This window comes from Acinetobacter sp. 40AMC3-4 (genome assembly GCF_049898185.1).
GTDB lineage: Bacteria > Pseudomonadota > Gammaproteobacteria > Pseudomonadales > Moraxellaceae > Acinetobacter.
Genome location: NZ_JAFCXG010000002.1, coordinates 347,681 through 367,014 on the forward strand (window position 1 = coordinate 347,681; position 19,334 = coordinate 367,014).

Sequence of the window (19,334 nt, forward strand, 5' to 3'; positions counted from 1 at the left end):
GAATTGATATGTCTATCCTAAGTTGGGACGATTTCGAAGATGATTCGCAAAAACCGGCTGCACCTGAACAGCAGCCTGCGCCCGTCGAGCCGCAAAAAACGTCTAATTCACAGATGGTATCTGATGCAGGCAACGCATCGCCGGATGTGGCAGCTGCACAACCCCTTAGAGCCACTCAAAACCGAGGATCAAATCCAACCGATTCGCTGGCAAGAGCATCTGCTTCCCTAGAGCAACTTGATGTAGCTCCAGGCCTGGAAGAGCTTGAAATGGGTGCGCAACGCGTACAGGTTGATGACAAGGCGATGATCAACTGTCGTGCAGACTTGAACCAGCTTGTTCCATTCAAATACGAATGGGCTTGGCAGAAGTATCTGGATGGTTGTGCAAACCACTGGATGCCACAAGAAGTCAACATGAACCACGACATCGCGCTGTGGAAGTCTGAAAATGGCTTGACTGAAGATGAACGTACCATCGTAATGCGTTCACTTGGTTTCTTCTCGACTGCCGATTCACTGGTTGCAAACAATCTGGTACTGGCGATTTATCGTCACATTACCAACCCTGAATGCCGTCAGTACATTTTGCGTCAGGCGTTTGAAGAAGCGATTCACACACACGCTTACCAGTATTGTATCGAGTCGCTAGGTATGGATGAAGGCGAAGTCTTCAACATGTACCGCGAAGTACCGTCAGTGGCACGTAAAGCGGCGTGGGGCCTGAAATATACTCAGTCTTTAAGTGATCCTACTTTCAAAACCGGCACACCTGAAAACGACCAGATCCTGCTTCGCAACCTGATCGCGTTCTACTGTGTACTTGAAGGTATCTTCTTCTACTGTGGTTTCAGCCAGATCCTGTCGATGGGCCGTCGTAACAAGATGAATGGTGTTGCCGAGCAATTCCAGTACATCCTGCGTGATGAGTCAATGCACCTGAACTTTGGTATCGATATGATCAACCAGATCAAGATCGAAAACCCAGGTTTATGGACCACTGAATTCCAGGAAGAAATCATCCAGATGATTCTTGAAGGTACCATGCTGGAAATCGAATATGCACGTGACACCATGCCACGCGGTGTACTTGGCATGAATGCTGGCATGATGGAAGAATACCTGAAGTTTATTGCTAACCGTCGTCTGGCGCAGTTAGGCTTGCCTGAACAGTTTGCTGGTGTGAATAACCCGTTCCAGTGGATGTCAGAGATGATGGACTTGCGTAAAGAGAAGAATTTCTTCGAGACGCGCGTAACAGATTACCAAACTGGCGGTGCGTTAAGCTGGTAAGGTTTAGCTTAAAATGACACGACATCTGTGATTTTAACTTTAAATAAAAAGCCACCCTTGCGGTGGCTTTTTTATGATCTGATTTATCGTCTTCAATTCTGGGATTTATTTCAACCGCTTCCCTGCTTCATCAATAATCATTTCCCCATCTTCATTGCTAAACGCTGCGCACTGCGGAGCAGAAAGAATATCTAAAACAACTTCTGATGGAGGAACTCTACAAGTTCACCTTACTCACCCGCGGTCAGTCTGCTGATCTCACCGATCGATATTCTGAACGGGTCGAAAGTGCCGGGGAATTATCAAAGCGGGTAAATCAGAAAACAATCTAGTATTTTCCAGACTGCTTCGATTCATCTTTTTAAAACCTCAATATTTAAAATCCCGCTTTAAAAGCGGGATTTTTTATTTTGAAAATTTAGCAGCCACAAATCATTTCAATTAAAACTCTTTTGTCACGCTCAAACCCGCACTCCAGTTTCGCCCTTCTGCTGGTTCATAGAAACGACTATTGCTTTCATTGACAATCACTGAACCTGAATAGTCTTTATCAAAAAGATTATCGACACGTGCAAAAGTTTTGACAGACCAGTCTTTCATATTCCATTTATAGCCAACATTGGCACCAGCAACAGTATAGCTGGGTGCATATTCAGTATTGGTATCATTGACATAAATTCGATCTGAATAACGTACATCCAAACCTGCACTCAAACCATTTTCAGGTTTCCAGCCCAGACTTAAAAATGCCTGATTTTTGGCAATACCGGGAATATAGTTTCCTGATTCAACTCTCGACACTGCAATATTGCCATTCTGATTTAAAATTTCAGGAATATCAGCATCAAAAGTTGCATCTATATAGCTATAGCTGGCTTGAGCAGTGAGATCACGCCATAAACTTTTATTCCAGGAGAGTTCAATACCTTCTCTTAAAGTTTGATCTGCATTACGGAAAGTAGAGCGACCATTGTCATTACCTGCAGAAACAATGTCATCCTGAGTCGTGGTATGGAATACTGCAGCAGTAAAATCACCGAAACGATTAGCAGATTTTAAGCCAAGTTCATACGTTTCACTTTCTGCTGCTTTTAAACTAAAGCTCCGGTGTTCTGCAGTATTTGCAGGATAAGACATTTCGGTAAAGGTGGGCGTTTCAAAGCCTTGTGCATAACTGACATAAGTCATCAGCTCAGGTAAAATCTGCCAGCTTAAAGCCATGGAGGGCAATAATTTCTGATAATCGGTTTTACCTGAATTATTGCCATTCGCCAGAAACTTGTCTTTAGACTTGAAATGAACATTGCTATAGCGCAGGCCGGCATCCAAGGTCCAATCGGGAGCAAAGTGATAAGAAGCTTGCAAATACGGATCTAAATTCCACAGGGTATTATCTTCATCTCGACGCAGTTCACCTTTAACCCCCAAGCGATCACCTAAAAAGTTTTGATAGCCTTTACGGTCTTCAGTCATGGCATCAAAAGCGAGACCAGCAATCAGTTGGATATCTGGCAGAATATCTTTACCCGTCCAGCGTAAATCTGTCCCATAAAAATTACGGTCAAAATCAATCACGCCACCCGCATGATTAACTCCACCTTGTGCTGTACGAGGAATCGACTGATATTGCGTGACTGCGCGCTGTCCCCAGTAGGCCATACCATACAGTTCATGCTGATCATTGATCGGTTTATTCCAGGTCAAACCTGTTTGCAGCTGCTCAATTTCTTTACGTGCATTATAAAGAAGGACGTTGGTCGCGACCTGTCGGGGATTGGCCTTCCACTGGTCTCGGGTTAAACCACCCGGATCATCCGCTGCAATTTTGACATAGTTATTCATCCAGTTGATTTTAGAACCATCTTCCAGATCCCAGGTCAGCTTGGCATTATTCAGAACTTTATGTGCACTGCTGTGATCACGGTAACCATTGGTATCAAAATAAGAGGAGCTGATGATATAGCTTGGCTCTGAAGCATTCTCTGAACCGCCTTGCAAAACCAGCTTGGTCTGCCCTTTGTTCTGACTCCCTGCAGAATGCCCCAGTTCAATTGAGTCAGCGCCTTGCCCTTCCGTTGTGGTGGTTAAAATCGTTCCCCCCGAAGAGTTGCCATACAACGAGGAAAACGCACCACCCAAAACCTCAATATGATCCAGACTGTTCAAATCAATATTCGAGGTTTGCCCCTGCCCATCCGGCATCGTTGCAGGGATTCCATCCACATATAAACGCACACCACGCACACCAAAACTGGAGCGAGCGCCAAAGCCTCGCATCGAAATTTGCAGGTCCTGGGCATAGTTTTCACGATTATTTAACTGTAATCCTGGAACGCCTTTTAATGTTTCCGACAGGTTCACATTCATGCTGTTATCTTGTTCTTGATTCAGATAATACACTGATGCCGGTGTGGTCAATCGCTCCCGATCGGTACGGGTCGCTTGAATGATAATCGTGTCTAACCTTTGGACTTCTTGTGTGTCATTTTCTGCATAAATATTCTGACCTGCGCAAGCAATCAGGCAGGACAAGGTCGATTTCACAAATGGAAATTTCGGGCTTTGATACATAAATAACAGGCCTTATTTGAAAGTGGTTTAATGCGGCAAATACCTTATCAAGATGGCGTACATCTCATGATTCAATTCATTTTGTTTTAAGCATCGATATCCAATAAATGCGCTGATTCGATGACATATAGTTCGTTCAATGGATAGAAAGACTTTGAGCTTAAAATTCTGTGTTCGGTAAATTCAGACTTGATTAATCCTTTATCTGAATTGCGCTTAAAATCAGCCAGATACAAAGCATATTATTTTAATGCGATCTGAATGAAATTGAGCTTTCAGCAACAAATCAACATCATTTCTCTGTGTCCTTAAAACTGGATGTAGGCATTCAACAATACATAATAAAAAAGCCTGACGAATCAGGCTCCTTCATACTGATTTAAAAATTTAACTATTTATTGTCTGGCAAGGCATAAGCCACCAGAGAGTCGCCCATTTTAGTCCCAAAGGAACCATGACCACCCGCCATAATGACCACATACTGCTTGCCATTCGCTTCATAAGTCATTGGTGTAGCCTGACCACCCGCAGGTAGACGGCCTTTCCACAATTCATCACCGTTGTTCACGTTGATGGCGCGAATGTAGTTATCTTGAGTTCCACCCACAAACATTACATTACCCGCAGTTGAAATAGGCCCACCCAGCATCGGCACACCCATTTTGAATGGCGGCAATGGAATGCCCGGCATACTGTCACGAATGGTACCGATGCGGCGTTTCCAGGCCACTTCATGAGTATTTAAGTCCACACCTGCAACAAATCCCCATGATGGCTGTTTACACGGTAGACCGAATGGAGACAGGAACGCACTGATTTCAACACCATAAGGCACACCATACATCGGTTGAACACCTGCTTCTGTGCCTGCACCTTTAGCCGTCTTAGGACGGTTCGGATCTTGAGGAATCAGTTTCGATACAAATGGCAGGCCAATCGGGTTGGTTAATGCAATTTGACGGTCCGGATTCACCGACATACCACCCCATTCAAACACACCCAAATTGCCCGGGAAGACCAGTGTCCCATTTTCAGAAGGTGGTGTATAAATGCCATCGTAATTCAGTTTATGGAATGCAACACGGCAGACCAACTGGTCAAACATGGTCGCACCCCACATCTGTTTATCGGTCAATTTATCTTGTGGCGCCAGATTAAAATCAGAGAACGGTTGAGTTTTAGAATAGAACTCACCTTTGGTTTGGGGTCCACGTTTCACAGATTGTGGTACCGGTTTCTCGGTAATCGGCACAATCGCTTTACCATTACGACGATCCAGCACAAAAGCATTCCCAGTTTTGGTCAAGACATAAATGGCTGGAACCATATTGCCACTTTTGTCTTTAATCTCGGTCAATGTCGGCTGTGAAGGTACGTCCATATCCCACAAATCATGATGGGTAGTCTGGAAGTTCCATACTAGCTTACCAGTCGTCGCATTCAGGGCCAGCATCGAGTTGGCATAACGCTCGTCCAGTTCAGTCCGGTGACCACCGTAAATATCCGGGGTACCGACACCCGTTGGTACGTAGACGATGTCCAGCTCTGCATCATAGGCCAAAGGTGCCCAAGCATTTGGAGAGTTATGTACAAATTTTTGACCCGGTGCAGGAATCAAATTCGGATCTTCAGCGCCTGTGTCAAATACCCAAAGCAGTTCACCGGTATTCACGTCATAACCACGGATCACACCCGATGGTTCTTCAGTTGAATAGTTGTCGGTAGTTGAACCCGCAATAATAATGGTGGTGCCGGTTACTACAGGCGGTGAGGTTGGAATATAACCGCCCGGATATGGGAATGGCATATCTTTTTGCAGATCGACTTCGCCATTTTTACCAAAATCAGAACAGACTTTACCGGTGGTCGCATTGACCGCCACTAAACGCCCATCATTGACCGGTAAAATGACTTTTTGTGGACATTCAGCAGAGCTGCTTTTTTTCGCAGCGAGACTGCTTTCAAAACCAGCCGTATTGTTGACATCATAATAAGACACGCCACGACAGGTTAAATGCTGATAGGTATGATCAGCTTTCAGCTTTGGATCATAGGTCCATTTCGCCTTACCTGTTGCCGGATCAAGCGCAGTCAATTTCTGGTGAGTGGTACAGATGTACATGTTGTCACCCACCTTGATTGGGGTAACCTGATTGGTGGTTTCACCCGAGTCATTTTCAGTCTTGAATTCGCCCGTGTGATATTCCCAAGCCACCTGCAAATCTTTGACATTTTCAGTATTAATCTGCTTTAACGGTGAATACCGTAAACCGGACTGGGTACGACCATAAGCAGGCCAGTCTTCATCTGCCACACCGGGAATTGGCTGGTGAGTTGCAGGCTGCTGGGATTTTAATTCACCGCGAATTTCTTGCGGGTCATTAAATACAGCATAAATCATGACAGCGATGGTAATGGCCAATGAAGCACCCAAGGCAATTTTCGCGGTTTTAGCATGATCAAAGCCACGTGTGGTAGCCGGAATCAGCAGGGCCAGACCAAACAGCCCTAAAATATCTAAACGCGGCGCAAGTGCAAAGAAATCTGAACCGACTTCCCACAGCCCCCACACCACTGTCGCCAAAACGAATATGGCATAAACAAGGAGTGCAGCACTTTTTCGTTTATACAAGAGAACTGCGGTCGCAATAAAGAGAATACCTGCAATGATGTAGTACCAAGACCCACCCAGCACTGCAAGATAAATCCCTCCAATCAGCAGTCCTATACCGAAAACAGCGGCAATGACCGCTAAAATCGTTTTCAGTACTGAACCTGATGATGAAGTATTCATATTGAACACCTATAAAAGTTTTTTTTGAAAGTCCATGCACATGACAGGCATGAGCACCCTTATTGTTAAATTCTGAGTTATAAATACATCAATGTCTTAAGCAGGCATTGCCCATTACTGCAACAAAGCACCTAGAGATTCAATAGTGTATTTGCAACTAAAAACTATGTTTTAAAATGACGTATTAAACTTAATTCCGCCCACCCAGACATTTTCACCGTTTTTGTCCGCACCGACGTGACGCACATATTGCACATTCGGGCGAATGGTGAGCCAGGGGGTGGCATGTAAACCATAATAAATTTCTGCATCGATTTCTTGATGACGATCAGTACTGACATCGTTATTCATGTTGATGCGTGCAATACCGAACGCAATTTCATCTTGAGGACGTGAATCCATCGCGCCTTTGTAAACCAGCCCGATATTTTGCATATCACTGACGTTATTGGTTTTGGAGTCATGCACTGTCGCATTCACAAAGCCGGTCAGACCACGCGAAGCATCACCGTGATGTGCAGTCAATTGTTGCTTGGCAACGATCCAACCCCCATGGTGATGGTCGGTTTGATCTGGATTGGAAATGACTTCAGCCTCAGCTGTACTGTAGTAATAACCGGCGCGATATTCACCCGGTAGTTTTTGTTCACCCAGTTTAGGCGTCCAAACCACTTCTGCAGGAAGCATTACCCCTTTAGAACCATCCGTGCTCAGGTTAAATCCTTTGCCACGTTCCAGATTCTCAGGGTTGTATTCATAAGCACCGATCTGGGCATAAAATTCAGGGTTAATGTTGTATTTGACCCGGGCTGCCCATTGGCTTACTGGCCAGTTGTACCATTGATCACCAACCCAGTTCCCGACTTGTGAACCGCATAGGGCCAGATTCTGAAAATCGCAGTCAAAACTATTGAAGTCTTCACCCTCACCGAAGCGCCCGACTTTCACATCCAGTTTTTGTTCCAGGAATTTTTTCTTGATCCATAAATCAGTCAGACGCCAGGTTTGACCACGGCCCCAGACTTCTTGCACTGAACTTAAATGGCCATTTAAAGCAGCAGCGCTTTGAGACAGTGACTGACCGTTACGCTGAGTGACAGTAATTTGCGCTTCAGTATCTTGCCAGCCTGCAATTTTTGCCAGATCCAGATGTGCCCCAAAAACAAACTGGTCCGCATATTCAGTTCTATGGCTTGAAGATCTTTGTGCATCGATCAAGCTTGCCATTTCACCGGTATAACCAAAACTGAAATCATAGCCCTGATTTTGGAGTGCTGTACGTTGCCCGTTCCAGTCACCGAGCATCCACGGGCTTTCCGAACTGAAAGCAGCTTCAGCATGCACAGTGGTCGTGGTTAAGATGAAAGAGGCACAGCAAAGGTAAAAGGCCTTCGATAATGGGGAGAGATACATTGAATGTGACACCTTCATCACCATATGAAGCTTTTTATTGTACGCCTGTTGATTTTAAAAAATTGTTACCAATAGATAAAAAGTATGAACAAAATGTTATATTTATTAGTATTATTATATACTTTTTGTAAATTTTAAATTTATAAGTATTTGTTTATCATTATATTAAATTTAATAACATCAAACCATAGCTCCAAAGAACAATTTGATATTCATCAGATAGATTTAGCTTTAATTTCTTATAAAAGACTCAGAGATAAATCAGCTCCATTACTATTTAATTTTCTTCATTTCAAATCATGCAACGCTACATTTTTTGTTGATTGAATACTGAATCACTATTGCGATAAGGCTTTTAAAAACATGAAAAAATTATTGTCATTTCACCATAAACTTTTAAAAATTAGATTATGCTAAAGTTATTCTGATAAGAAATTGCGTCGCTTTAAAACAATAATCTAGCTTAATAGACGAGAACAAGCATGAAAGGTTCAATCCTTGATTTTTCTATTCAACACAATACCGGTTTTATCTCGGGGGATGATAATCAGCGCTATAGCTTTAATGGCGCAGACTGGCGTAGTGAGCGTCCACCTTCACGCGGTGATCGGGTCGATTTTATCGTCAATACCGCGGGTGAAGCATCTGAGGTTTATCTGGCCTTAGGCAGTTCTATTTATCTGGGAGAAAAAATTTCCAGTCAGCTTGGCAAATATTCAAATCTGGATCAAGCCGAGGAAAATTACAGCAGCATTGACTGGTTTGTAAAATGTCTGACCAACTATGCAAACTTTTCCGGCCGTGCACGCCGTAAAGAATTTTGGTTCTTTATGCTGTTTTGTGTAATTTTAGGCATTGTTGCTGAGGTAATTGATACAGTTTTAGGCACTAAACCGCTGGTGAATAGCCTGCTTAATCTGGCACTTCTAGTCCCAAGTCTGGCCGTTGGCGCGCGTCGCTTGCATGATGTAGGACGCTCTGGTTGGTGGCAATTACTGACGCTTACCGTGATTGGCATACTGGTACTGATCTGGTGGTGGGCAACTGAAACCAAGCAACAAAACAATGAGTATGGTGCTCCTGCCAAATAACCGAACCTTACAAATCCCGTCTTGATGCGGGATTTGTTTATCGATTATTTAATGACTAAATATCAGCAAAATCAGACTTTCTCCATGCTGCAAGATCAATTAGTGAAATTTCCAGATGCTGTATGGGTGCAAATCTATAAAGATAAAATGCAGCTGATGAATATAGATGGCACGATTACGCATACCCTGCTACCCGATGTGCCCTATGCCCATCCGCGGAGTATTATTGCCGACTTTGATGCAGCCGCGGTGACGCTGAAACGGCTGTTACCATCGTCAATGATGAAGAAACTATTTAGCTCTATAGCACTGCTGCAAATTATGGATCTGCCTGAAGACGGTTTAACCGAAGTTGAAAAGCGTGCGTTACTCGAACTCGGTTATGAAAGTAGCGTGCAAAATGTCATCCTGTTTGACCATGCAGGAAATGCTCTGACCAAAGCCAGAGTTCCCCCCCAACATCGAATGACGATCATCAACATTTTACTGGTGATCATCATTATGGTGGTGCTGGCATCGACCTGGTTTTTGACGCTTTAAATGTTCATCCAAGAGCAAAAATCCCGCACGCTGCGGGATTTTTATTGAGATAACAATCTAATAAGAGAGTTGATCTGTATAGATGTAGCAGCTTATAGACAAAATATCTCTAAAAATCAGCTCAAATAAAATAAGCAAAAATTAGGGTTTATTTAAAATAATCTAGCAACTGATTAAAGCGGTCAATTTTATATTTAGGTTGTGCCACTTCTAACTCTTCCTGACTGCCATAACCATAACTTACCGCTATAGTCTCAATACCATTGTGACGGGCGCCAAAAATGTCATGCTCACGGTCACCGACCATCATGCATTGATCGGCCTGTAACTGTTGCTGCGCTAAAATATACTGAATCAGCTCGGCTTTATTGGTTCGGTCACCATTCAGCTCACTGCCATAAACGTCGGTAAAATACTGGGCCAGATCAAAATGTTCCAGAATCTGTTTGGCATACACTGTCGGTTTTGCTGTAGCGACAAACAAGCGATAACCACGGCGTTTCAGTTCTGCCAGCGTTTCTGCTACACCCTCAAAAACATGATTTTCATAGAGACCCTTGACTGCAAAGCGCTCCCGATAACCCATTAAGGCCTGCTCAGCCAGCACATGATCGGCTTCAACATTTAAAATTTTGGCTAGTGAGGCTTTTAAAGGAGGACCAATAATCCAGTCGATATTGATCTCGTCACTAATCGGATGACCAATTTTTTCCAGACCATAGCGTGCAGACGTCGTAATCCCCACTTTCGGATCGGTTAATGTCCCATCCAGATCAATTAAAATATTCTTAATCACCGCCTATCCCCTCTCATCAGCACCGATATAAATTAATATCGAGAGTTCATTCAAATTTGCCTATACTAATGCAATTTTAGTGAATGAAGGACATCATTTTGCGCCCTACCGTACTTTGCTTTTCCGGTTTAGACCCTTCAGGTGGAGCCGGCCTTCAAGCAGATATTGAAGCTATTGGTCAAAGTGGTGCACATGCGGCAATTGCCTGCACAGCCCTCACTATTCAAAATTCACAGCAGGTTTTTGGTTTCGAAGCCACTTCCAGAGAATTGCTGTTGGCACAGGCCAATGCGGTGGTCAATGACCTGCCCATTCGTTGCGTAAAATCTGGCATGTTAGGCACCACAGACAATATCGTGGCTCTGGCCGAGTTTCTGACTGTACATCCAGATTATCTGTATGTGCTGGATCCGGTTTTGGTCGCCAATAGTGGCGGCTCGCTGGGTAATCAGGAAACGCTGGTCAAAGCATTTACCCAGCTGATTCCATTGGCCACCATTTTAACGCCAAATACGGTTGAACTGCGTGCCCTGACGGGTGAGCAAGACCTCAAACTGGCCACTCAAAAATTGTTTAAAATGGGTGCACAGGCTGTTTTAGTCAAAGGGGGGCATGAAGATACGCCTGATTATATCCAGAACAGCCTGTATATCGCAGGTGAGCTGGTCAACGAAACTCGCTGTCCACGTCTGCCAGGTGAATATCATGGTTCTGGTTGTTCATTGGCTAGTTTCATTGCCGGACGTCTGGCCATGGGTGATCAGTTGAAAACCGCGGTACAGCATGCTGAAACCTGGTTATTTGGGGTATTAAAAAATGCTGAAATTCCTGTTCCGAATGGCCAAAGAATTCCAAAGCGTTTTTAAGGTCACACCTCTTAAAATCAAAACTAAAAAAAGCCTGAGTCATTCAGGCTTTTTTATCGCTGCTATTTTATAAACAATACTATTTGGCCTGATAAATGACTTTGCTTACGTAGGTCGGTAAATTCCAAGTACCACCGGCGAAGCCTTTACATTGCACGGTCAGACTACTGAAGCTTTTGACAAATTTCTTGCCATTCCAGGCCCATTCGTCCTGACTCAGACAATCACCCAAACCACGTACTTTATGCCCAGAAAATATCTGGCCTTGGCTAAATGTTTCTCCCGAGGTCGTCACCAACTGTTTAAATTGCTTGTTTCGATCCATCAGCCAGAAGCCACTACCCATATTATAAGCCCCACGCCAGCATGGAATCTGAATCAGTTGATTCTGGGCATTAATGGGATAAATGGTCATAACATCATCATCCAGAAAACGCTGGCTAAACAGCAAATCACATTGATCTTCCTTGGTGGTGGCTTGCAGTTTTCGAATCATCTGCTGACTTGTTGCCGTATTCAGTTTTGCTTGAGTGACTTTGCCTGACTGATATTTTGGTATCTGAATTTTCGGTATCGCTGCAGCTTTGAGCACCGCCTGATTGGATTTTTTCCCCGGCCTGATCAAGGCTGAGGGCGTAGAAAGTCGACGCTGAAATTCATCCATCTTGAGTAAAACGGCACTGGCACCGGAAGTGGACAGGTTCCAGCGTGATTGGGTATTCTTAAATACAACCGGAGCTGTTCCCTGTACAGCTTTTAGCAAGGCTCGCGTTTGATCAGTACTGAGTTGCCCTATTCCCTCCCGATTCAGACCAATCACACCATAAGGTGTGCTGGCAATTTGTAGCTGAAGCTGTCGTGTAGGTGTGGCAGCAGCTAAGGGTAAAATCTGGACTTGGGCTTTGATACTACTGTTTGCACCCGCAGCACGCTCTAGTAGCACCGAAACCGGCTGATCAATATCTTGATCCGATTGATAACCGGCAGCGCGGCAGGTGCCGGTATTATCACAGGAAATTTCCCAGTCTTTATGTAAAAAATGCAGTCCCTGAATAGCAGCCAGACTCCATGAACTGATACTGGCTAGACCAAATGTGATACTCATGATTTTGATGTTGTAGATCCATTTTTGTTTCATCATTTAGTCCTTATTTAAAACGCTTGCCGAGGTAGCAGGCTGCATCTGCTCAATCTGCTTCTGTTTATCTTTTTTCTTGCGCTCATTGCTCAGGGTCGCCATTAAATCCTGCGCCAAAGCCTTAAGCAGAATCATATCTTCGGCCTGCATCTGTCTCGGTTGTTTATCCAGCAGACATAGACTCCCAAGCGCAATTCCATTTTTATCTTTTAAAGGCACACCAGCATAAAAACGGATATGATGCTGTCTTAATTCTGACAGATGTGGAAAGCGCGGGTCACGCTGCAAGTCTTCTATCACCAAAGGCTCATTCTGATAGAGCAAATGGGTGCAGACTGAATCCTTGCACATTTGTCGGGTTGCAACAGGCTCCTGAGTAAAAGGACTGATTGGAATATACATTTCGTGCTGATTCAGCCAGGAAATTTGTGCGTAATCAACGTCAAAGGCTTGACGGGCTTCTTCAATATATTGTTTATAAAGGATCTGATGACGGTGATCTAATAATCCCAACTCATTTAAAGCCTGCTGCCGTTCTTTTTCATTCTTGATCTCCAGATTCTCAAACCAGCTTTCGCCTTCATTCAAGGTATAAGTTTCGACAGTCAGAATCAGATCATCGACATTATTGACCAGTGCTTCCAGCTCAAAACGTTGTTGCAGTTCATCCAGAAGCTCCAGCTGCATCACACTCCAAGTCGCAAAAATGATTTTCATCTCAGGATATTGCTGCGCCAGTCTATATTTCAGCAACCGAATCTGTGCCGCAGGCGCATGATGAAAAATAGACACACATAAAATCTTGATCGAAGCTGGTAATACAATACCCTTTCCTGATTCACTCGATTGAATCAGCACATCCAGATCATTTCGGGCAGCAATATTTTTGAGATTCAGCGCGTGTGCCAACATGGCAGAAATCTGGGTGTCAATTTCCCAACGTGCACCAACGCAATAGACTTCGGGCTGCTCGGCACTCATCTTACTCGGATAGGCTTTTTGAAACGCATGATTAAAGAACTGCAAGCCCTGATAAAGACGCAACCGGTGTTCGGCAGTAACATCAGTATCATGCCCTTGAGAATAAATCCGAATGGCTGGAATGGCTACTTCGCCATAGAACATCTGTACACGACGGGCCACTTCCTCTGCACTGGGCTTTTTCGGTAATTGCGCACAGATGTAATCATTGGCTACCTGCATTGCATCATTGACTTCATCAGCCACCAGTCGCTGGTAAAAGCGTTCGGAGGGTGACAATACTGGCGTACTGCCAAGCAAGGTTTTGACAAAACCCAGTGCCGGTACATAATTGGACAAAACCAGCAGGCAGGCAGTCAAAGGCGTCGACAAGATCAGCCCTACCGGTCCCCAGAGGGTGGTCCAGAACGTAGCAGCCAGAATAATTGCCAAGGTAGACAGGCCGGTACTTTCCCCATAGAGCCACGGTTCAATCACGTTATTGCTGATCAGTTCCAGCACCAGAATCAAGCCCACAGTCCAGAGCACCATGTCCCAGCCCGGATCAACGGCGAAAGCCAGCGTAATCGGGAAAATAGCTGAAACGATCGGGCCAACATAGGGTACAAAACGCATAACCACCGCAACCAGCCCCCACATAATCGCTGCCGGCACGCCAATCAATAACAGCCCAATCGCCATGGGAATGCCATAAGTGACATTGACCAGCAGCTGCATGCGCAAATAGGTCCCGATACTTTTGCCGGCATCATCCAGCGCATCGGTGCCGATATTCAGATTACCGCCCAAGAGTTTCAGAAAGCGGTCATGCAGGTCTTTGCCATTGAATAAAATTAATACCATAAACAGAAACACAATCCCTATAATCGCCAGTGGATTCAGGATTTTATTCAGCCAGTCCAGCGCAGCCTCTTCACTCGTTGGTTCCAAACCGACCACTTTGACATTCTGCACATTCGGGTCTTCTGTTTCCTGTTCGGGTGTGTCTATCGAATCTTCGACTGTGTCAAAGGTCTGGATCGCCCCATCCCACATACTCGGTCCCTGACGATAGTTTTCGAGCATTTTCAGTTTTTGCTGGATGGTGTCTTGATATTGCGGCAGTTCCTGACTTAGCTTACCGAGTTGCACCCCCAGATAAGTCGCTGTGCCGCCCAGAAAGGACAAGGTCAGGCACATGACCAGGCCAATCGCCGCCCATTGGGGACAGCCCCAGCGCTTTAAACGGGAAACCAGAGGAGAAAGTAAAAATGCCAGCAGAATGGCCAAAGCCAGCGGAATAAAAATATCCCGGCCGAAATACAACGCCGTCATGACTACAGCAGCAATTACAAAGCCTGCCATCATTCTGAGCGCATGTTGGGTGCGCTGCCGCTCGGACTGATCTGGCATCAATACTTCAGTCTGTTGTTGCAGGTTGGCCTGTCTTGGTTTTACTTGACTGTTCTTGTTGTTATCCACCTGAAAAGTCCTAAAATATTATTCCTTCAACATAATTTAGGACTTTCTATATTTTTGTTACAAAGGTATTCCTGTAATCATTTGCAAAGATATTTCACTTAAATCTTTTCAGGTAAATAGATTAACTCACGCTTTTGATCCGGCGCATTTTCCGGGTTTCGAGTTGCACAGGGACTGAAGTATGTTGATGTAACAATTGCCACTTGCCCTGCTGCTTGCTCAGGCACATGCTGACCCGACACCAGCCCAACTGGAAAATCGGTTCAATCACCGCATAATTCACCCGGACATAACCATCGACTACAGCCAGATCAGAAGTGACATGAATATTAAGGTCTTGGCGTTCGATGCGTATGCCTTCCGGTATAAATGCCCGATATTGCTGCCAGAGTGCCTGATAGGCTTCTACACCTTTCACTTCCATACTGACATCGACCAGACGGATATCGGGTCGGCATAATTGAACAATATCCTGAATTTCAAGTCTGGCTACGGCATTATCCCACTCCTGAAGAAATGCCATGACTTCCTGAGCCAATTTTTCATCCCCAAAAACCTGCATAAAATTTCCTTCAACCGGACAAGTCAGACCTGAAATCTGGGATTCAATCAACTCACCGGATTTCTGATCTTTTTGTTCTTATTATTATGCCTATGCTAAAGCGTTATTCTCGCTTTGCTCTTCCCACTGCCGGATTGGATACAGCTCACCTGAAGATTATTTTTTAAATTATTTTTATTTTAATCAGGATGAATATGCTGTTTCTAGATTGGATGATTCAAAAATCAGCAGCGATTAAAAGTTACTTTAGAACTTTTATCGCATGCCTGTAAATGACATAAAGCGTCATTTAAAAATAGAAATAATTTTAGATCTGAATAAAATAGCGAGCTGTTACAGACCAAGTCGATCTGTTTATAAATTTCGTATGGCATTAATAAAGTTTCAAGGCATTTGATCCATGTCATCTCAGCAAATAAAAGCCATCATTCAGATAACAGCTTTACGATAAGTCTGCTTTGGCATTTCAATGATTTCGACACAAAGCTGTATTTTTAATTCAGGTTGTGGCGCAATATATTGCTGCATGACGTCGAGCACCAATTCGGAAATCGCCTGACGAACTTCGACACTGCGCCCACTCAACAGTGAAACTTTGGCATGCACATAGGCCTGATCTGTAACAGCATTCAGTCCAATCACATAATCCCGCTGCATAATCGCACGACTTTTTAAATCATTGGGATCAGTGACATGGCCGGTGTTAAAAAGTGCCTGATGGATCGCGACCAATAAAGGTTTGATCTCGATATGTTGCAGATTGTCAGAATATTCCAGATGCAGGTGCGGCATTAAAGGGATCTCAAATCGAAATGTGAGGATCAGAGCGGCAGGAAAATAATCAGCCCAGAATTTCAGTAATAATGAGAATAATACGATACATCAACCGTATTATTCTCTCGTCAGAATTTTAGTCTAGGGCTAAATTTAAGCTTTCTTTACATATTCTGATTTCAGTTTCATCGGGCCGATTCCCTCGATTTTACAATCAATATCATGCCCATCGGCAGCATCAGGCAGCAAACGGATATTTTTTACCTTGGTGCCCACTTTCACCACTGAAGATGAACCTTTGATTTTCAGGTCTTTAATCACCGTTACGCTATCACCGTCCGCCAGCACATTGCCGTTGGCATCCTTAATGATCACTTGTTCTTCAGTGACTTCACCTTCTTTCCACTCGTGTTCGCATTCAGGACAGATCAGTAGATCGCCATCTGCATAAGTATATTCAGATTGACATTTTGGACAGTTTGGCAGATCCATAAGAACCTCGAAAAAAAGAGAAAAATAAAATAAATGAAACAAATAAGCGCACAGTATAGCATCTTTGTCTGGAGCACTCATGGATAGGACATTGGGATGAAACCTACACAGGAGATCGAAGGAATTAATTGTCTGCAATCTGGGGATTAACCAGCAAAGATAGGAGTTGCAGTGATTCCTGCCAGCTCAAATGACACACCGCTGGCGGCACCACATCCGGATAACCCACCTGAATAATATGCAAACCGGTACCGATTGACACTTTTTCAAAGATGATCGTCACCTCTATTTCACCCTGCAATTCCGGGGTAGAGAACTGATCGGTATAGCGCAGCAGCTGATTGGGAATGACCTCATGATAAATGCCATGAAAATGATGCTGGGTCCCGGTAGAAAAATTGGTAAAGGTGGTTTTATAGCTGCCGCCGGGTTTGACTTCCGCATGTTCTACTTTGGCAATAAAGCCATGTGGTGCCAGCCATTTGGCCAGTGCATCCGGATGCACAAAGGCACGATACACCCGCTCCGGTGGTGCACTGAACACACGATGCATTTTTAAGGTGTAACTCATTTTTTCTTGTCCTTTGTTCTTATTATTTTTTATTGCGGGATATTCCCTACATTTATTGTGACTAAATCATCAGCCTGAGTTAAGTACTCATTTGAGTTATTTTATCCAGTTTTGAGCTGGCTATATATAATGAGTATGTATCTATACTCAAGCTCAAATCTTCGTATAGCAATTAAATAGAGCAATAAAAAAACCCGGCAGCACCGGGTCTCTTACTTTAAATCATTTAAATACAAGCATGATCAGCTACTAAGCAGGCTGCTCTCTTCGTCATCCAGCTCATCATCATAGACATAGGCCATGCAGCCCCAGCCATCATATTCGCCCTGAAATTGTGCAGCGATTTTGCTGAACCATTGTTCCAGATCCACGATATCTTCGTAGGCAGGCTCCATATATACATAAATCGTGATAATCCATTCCAGGGTATCGCTTTCTTCGTCCTGAAACAGGCTAATTTTTTGCTCTTCTTTTAATAGATGCAAGGCACAGCGATCTGCCTGCGCTTCATCCGCAAAGGCAATCGAAAATTCAATTTCGTGCGCTTCTTGCAAGTCGTCGCCATCCTGATGCATTTGCCACAGTACATTGCCATTTTCATCGTCAGGGAATTGATTGTAATCACGTGACATAGAAGTATCCTTATTATGATGCTGTTTTATTCTGCATTTAAGATTAGCTGATTTTTGTACAATTATCGAGATACAGACAAAAAATATTATCTTTTAACCATAAATAAACATATGATTTTTATAAATATAAAAATAAGTAAGGGGATCAATATATTCAAGATTCCTCAAGGCCAAAAATCCTGAAAAATATCAGGATTTAAACCAACTTATAGCATTCAGAATACTCTGGTAAAAATCTTCTAGACCTATGAATGTCATGATCTACGCGATGTGTGGATGCAGATGGTCTTGTTTCAGTTGCAAAAGCAGCGCAGCAAACTTGAGTTCCTCTAGACGCAGATCAAGATAGGATTCCCGAATCATCGCCTGACTCAGTGCCTGCCCGGTATAATTCAGCAAGACATAATCATCCTTTAAGGCTTGCAGCATCTCGCCTAGATTTTCTGTGCTTAATTGAGAGAGATATAAATCTGCCTTACAGTTGAAAGCCAGACTAAGGATTTCAATAGTACTTCGACGGCGATTGTCGTCGACATAATTACAGCTCGCCACCTGCTGTTTTTCTACAGCCTGCTGAATTCTGTCACGGACATTGCGTAAATGCCGAACCGCATCCGTTTCGCTATAACCCTCAATCAGCTGCTCTAAAACCTGTGTTGCGGGAAGCTGCAAGCCGAAGCGCTGGGCCTGTATTTTATGCTCTAAAGCACTCAATACCTCTTGCAAGCGATGCTGTTGTTTGGCCTGTTCATAATAACCGTGCAAACTTTGTCGGGCCTCCTGCTCAACCTCGGCCACGGCCTGCGCCTGAAACTGGGCAAGATAATCTTTTACTCTTGCGATATAGGCTTTGAGATCATCGATCATGATCGAAGCATCCAGCTTGGTCGCTTCAACAAAGTTTTCGGCCTGCAAAGTCCGGTTAATAATATATTGCTCGATATCCCAGATATCCTGATATTTTTTATATTTATTCAGCGCAATGTTTAAACTGCCATTCTGTAGCCGCAATTGGGTGATTTCATAATTCAATTCATCGACTTGAGTTTCATAATCTGCCAATTTGCTGCGGGAATGATCCAGGTTTTCCTGTAAAAACTGGATATTGCTGCGTAATGAAGCCTGTACCTTTAAGCTCCATAGCAATGCACATATTAAAATACTCGCGAGAACGAAGAGAGCCATACTGAGCATCGTTCTTTCCTTTAACCCCGGGCAGCGCCCTAAACCATCAAATTAAAAATTTATTATAAAGTCATGATTAATTTTGCATCACTTCGGCCAGATAATCAAAGCCGTTGATCAATACTAAGTCATTCATTCATTTTATTTTTCTACAAAATTTTTATGTGCAAGTCAT

At 43.8% G+C, this 19,334-nt stretch carries 16 protein-coding genes and 2 pseudogenes; 5 read left to right on the forward strand and 13 right to left on the reverse strand.

From position 1 onward, the window contains the following. Positions 1 to 8: 8 nt before the first annotated feature. Positions 9 to 1,292, forward strand: coding sequence for a ribonucleotide-diphosphate reductase subunit beta (locus ACP7BU_RS04400; protein WP_114541022.1), 1,284 nt, complete (start codon positions 9 to 11; stop codon positions 1,290 to 1,292). Between the two features lie 105 nt (positions 1,293 to 1,397). On the opposite strand, the pseudogene ACP7BU_RS04405 reads toward ACP7BU_RS04400, so the two are convergent. After that, positions 1,398 to 1,502, reverse strand: a pseudogene (locus ACP7BU_RS04405) (arsenate reductase (glutaredoxin)); the annotation flags it as partial. Here ACP7BU_RS04405 and ACP7BU_RS04410 point away from each other — a divergent pair. Continuing rightward, positions 1,496 to 1,624 (forward strand): annotated as a pseudogene (locus ACP7BU_RS04410) (arsenical resistance protein ArsH); the annotation flags it as partial. The pseudogenes ACP7BU_RS04405 and ACP7BU_RS04410 sit on opposite strands and share 7 nt — an antisense overlap. Positions 1,625 to 1,733: 109 nt before the next feature. Here ACP7BU_RS04410 and ACP7BU_RS04415 read toward each other — a convergent pair. From ACP7BU_RS04415 to ACP7BU_RS04425, 3 genes are all read right to left on the reverse strand, one after another. After that, positions 1,734 to 3,863, reverse strand: a complete 2,130-nt coding sequence (locus tag ACP7BU_RS04415; RefSeq protein WP_425878674.1) for a TonB-dependent receptor domain-containing protein — start codon at positions 3,861 to 3,863, stop codon at positions 1,734 to 1,736. A 391-nt stretch (positions 3,864 to 4,254) separates the two neighbouring features. Continuing rightward, the gene (locus ACP7BU_RS04420) at positions 4,255 to 6,657 is read right to left on the reverse strand and encodes a glucose/quinate/shikimate family membrane-bound PQQ-dependent dehydrogenase (protein ID WP_374952484.1); all 2,403 of its coding nucleotides are present in this window, start codon (positions 6,655 to 6,657) and stop codon (positions 4,255 to 4,257) included. Between the two features lie 171 nt (positions 6,658 to 6,828). Next, positions 6,829 to 8,070 (reverse strand): carbohydrate porin, encoded by a 1,242-nt coding sequence (locus tag ACP7BU_RS04425; protein ID WP_425878956.1) that lies wholly within the window; start codon positions 8,068 to 8,070, stop codon positions 6,829 to 6,831. 482 nt (positions 8,071 to 8,552) lie between these two features. On the opposite strand from ACP7BU_RS04425, the gene ACP7BU_RS04430 reads away from it, so the two are divergent. Both ACP7BU_RS04430 and ACP7BU_RS04435 read left to right on the forward strand, forming a co-directional pair. Next, positions 8,553 to 9,161, forward strand: coding sequence for a DUF805 domain-containing protein (locus ACP7BU_RS04430; protein ID WP_313564352.1), 609 nt, complete (start codon positions 8,553 to 8,555; stop codon positions 9,159 to 9,161). 24 nt (positions 9,162 to 9,185) lie between these two features. Beyond that, on the forward strand, positions 9,186 to 9,701 hold the full coding sequence (locus ACP7BU_RS04435) for a hypothetical protein (RefSeq protein ID WP_004645901.1): 516 nt from the start codon (positions 9,186 to 9,188) through the stop codon (positions 9,699 to 9,701). 148 nt (positions 9,702 to 9,849) lie between these two features. On the opposite strand, the gene ACP7BU_RS04440 is transcribed toward ACP7BU_RS04435, so the two are convergent. Further along, positions 9,850 to 10,497 (reverse strand): HAD-IA family hydrolase, encoded by a 648-nt coding sequence (locus tag ACP7BU_RS04440; RefSeq protein WP_425878671.1) that lies wholly within the window; start codon positions 10,495 to 10,497, stop codon positions 9,850 to 9,852. Positions 10,498 to 10,595: 98 nt separating this feature from the next. On the opposite strand from ACP7BU_RS04440, the gene ACP7BU_RS04445 reads away from it, so the two are divergent. Further along, complete coding sequence (locus tag ACP7BU_RS04445; RefSeq protein WP_114541029.1) at positions 10,596 to 11,363, forward strand: hydroxymethylpyrimidine/phosphomethylpyrimidine kinase; 768 nt, start codon at positions 10,596 to 10,598, stop codon at positions 11,361 to 11,363. A gap of 79 nt (positions 11,364 to 11,442) precedes the next feature. Here ACP7BU_RS04445 and ACP7BU_RS04450 read toward each other — a convergent pair whose 3' ends face one another. The 8 genes from ACP7BU_RS04450 to ACP7BU_RS04485 all read right to left on the reverse strand — a co-directional run bounded on the left by ACP7BU_RS04450 (position 11,443) and on the right by ACP7BU_RS04485 (position 19,168). After that, on the reverse strand, positions 11,443 to 12,501 hold the full coding sequence (locus ACP7BU_RS04450; protein WP_425878954.1) for a DUF1176 domain-containing protein: 1,059 nt from the start codon (positions 12,499 to 12,501) through the stop codon (positions 11,443 to 11,445). Positions 12,502 to 12,504: 3 nt separating this feature from the next. Beyond that, positions 12,505 to 14,943 (reverse strand): AI-2E family transporter, encoded by a 2,439-nt coding sequence (locus tag ACP7BU_RS04455; protein ID WP_425878669.1) that lies wholly within the window; start codon positions 14,941 to 14,943, stop codon positions 12,505 to 12,507. Positions 14,944 to 15,064: 121 nt separating this feature from the next. Then, entirely contained in the window at positions 15,065 to 15,505 is a 441-nt protein-coding gene (locus tag ACP7BU_RS04460) for a YybH family protein (RefSeq protein ID WP_425878667.1), read from the reverse strand. Between the two features lie 429 nt (positions 15,506 to 15,934). After that, positions 15,935 to 16,297 carry a 5-carboxymethyl-2-hydroxymuconate Delta-isomerase gene (locus tag ACP7BU_RS04465; RefSeq protein ID WP_034436289.1) on the reverse strand — a complete coding sequence of 121 codons (363 nt, stop codon included), beginning with the start codon at positions 16,295 to 16,297 and terminating at the stop codon, positions 15,935 to 15,937. A 135-nt stretch (positions 16,298 to 16,432) separates the two neighbouring features. Beyond that, positions 16,433 to 16,771, reverse strand: a complete 339-nt coding sequence (locus tag ACP7BU_RS04470) for a zinc ribbon domain-containing protein YjdM (protein ID WP_005263625.1) — start codon at positions 16,769 to 16,771, stop codon at positions 16,433 to 16,435. A gap of 124 nt (positions 16,772 to 16,895) precedes the next feature. Beyond that, positions 16,896 to 17,342, reverse strand: a complete 447-nt coding sequence (locus ACP7BU_RS04475) for an SRPBCC domain-containing protein (RefSeq protein WP_004281736.1) — start codon at positions 17,340 to 17,342, stop codon at positions 16,896 to 16,898. A gap of 242 nt (positions 17,343 to 17,584) precedes the next feature. Further along, the gene (locus tag ACP7BU_RS04480) at positions 17,585 to 17,974 is read right to left on the reverse strand and encodes a ribonuclease E inhibitor RraB (protein ID WP_425878664.1); all 390 of its coding nucleotides are present in this window, start codon (positions 17,972 to 17,974) and stop codon (positions 17,585 to 17,587) included. A gap of 261 nt (positions 17,975 to 18,235) precedes the next feature. After that, positions 18,236 to 19,168 carry a DUF4041 domain-containing protein gene (locus tag ACP7BU_RS04485; RefSeq protein WP_425878662.1) on the reverse strand — a complete coding sequence of 311 codons (933 nt, stop codon included), beginning with the start codon at positions 19,166 to 19,168 and terminating at the stop codon, positions 18,236 to 18,238. Between the last annotated feature and the right edge of the window lie 166 nt (positions 19,169 to 19,334).

Bases quoted from the DNA above. Each gene is read 5' to 3' on its own strand.
- ACP7BU_RS04400 (WP_114541022.1), top strand. From the start codon at position 9: ATGTCTATCCTAAGTTGGGACGATTTCGAAGATGATTCGCAAAAACCG.
- ACP7BU_RS04415 (WP_425878674.1), bottom strand. From the start codon at position 3,863: ATGTATCAAAGCCCGAAATTTCCATTTGTGAAATCGACCTTGTCCTGC.
- ACP7BU_RS04420 (WP_374952484.1), bottom strand. From the start codon at position 6,657: ATGAATACTTCATCATCAGGTTCAGTACTGAAAACGATTTTAGCGGTC.
- ACP7BU_RS04425 (WP_425878956.1), bottom strand. From the start codon at position 8,070: ATGTATCTCTCCCCATTATCGAAGGCCTTTTACCTTTGCTGTGCCTCT.
- ACP7BU_RS04430 (WP_313564352.1), top strand. From the start codon at position 8,553: ATGAAAGGTTCAATCCTTGATTTTTCTATTCAACACAATACCGGTTTT.
- ACP7BU_RS04435 (WP_004645901.1), top strand. From the start codon at position 9,186: ATGCGGGATTTGTTTATCGATTATTTAATGACTAAATATCAGCAAAAT.
- ACP7BU_RS04450 (WP_425878954.1), bottom strand. From the start codon at position 12,501: ATGAAACAAAAATGGATCTACAACATCAAAATCATGAGTATCACATTT.
- ACP7BU_RS04460 (WP_425878667.1), bottom strand. From the start codon at position 15,505: ATGCAGGTTTTTGGGGATGAAAAATTGGCTCAGGAAGTCATGGCATTT.
- ACP7BU_RS04465 (WP_034436289.1), bottom strand. From the start codon at position 16,297: ATGCCGCACCTGCATCTGGAATATTCTGACAATCTGCAACATATCGAG.
- ACP7BU_RS04470 (WP_005263625.1), bottom strand. From the start codon at position 16,771: ATGGATCTGCCAAACTGTCCAAAATGTCAATCTGAATATACTTATGCA.
- ACP7BU_RS04475 (WP_004281736.1), bottom strand. From the start codon at position 17,342: ATGAGTTACACCTTAAAAATGCATCGTGTGTTCAGTGCACCACCGGAG.
- ACP7BU_RS04480 (WP_425878664.1), bottom strand. From the start codon at position 17,974: ATGTCACGTGATTACAATCAATTCCCTGACGATGAAAATGGCAATGTA.
- ACP7BU_RS04485 (WP_425878662.1), bottom strand. From the start codon at position 19,168: ATGCTCAGTATGGCTCTCTTCGTTCTCGCGAGTATTTTAATATGTGCA.